This is a genomic window from Sedimentibacter sp. B4 (assembly GCF_000309315.1).
Taxonomy (GTDB): Bacteria; Bacillota; Clostridia; order Tissierellales; family Sedimentibacteraceae; genus Sedimentibacter; species Sedimentibacter saalensis.
Genome location: NZ_CANG01000108.1, coordinates 1 through 230 on the forward strand (window position 1 = coordinate 1; position 230 = coordinate 230).

Genomic DNA, 230 nt, shown 5'->3' on the forward strand with positions numbered 1-230 from the left:
CCGACCACGCCGTACGTCGAGCAGTTGAGCGGCGCCTACTACCTTGCCGACACCGGCCGATCGAACGAGGTGCGCAGGATCGACGGCACCCGCGTGCTGAAGGGCTACGTCCAGTCGATCTTCGGGTCGCTGGCACTGAAGAAGGTGTCCCGCACCAGCTACCAGGTGATCGACGTCACCGGCGCCTCCAAGGCGGTCAAGGTGACCGTTCCGCAGGCGCTGGGAGGGTC

At 66.5% G+C, this 230-nt stretch carries 1 protein-coding gene; it reads left to right on the plus strand.

Annotation, left to right across the window (positions count from 1 at the left end; all coding sequences use genetic code 11):
- A partial coding sequence (locus BN358_RS26105) for a hypothetical protein (protein WP_198018370.1) occupies positions 1 to 230 on the plus strand: 230 nt, incomplete at both ends.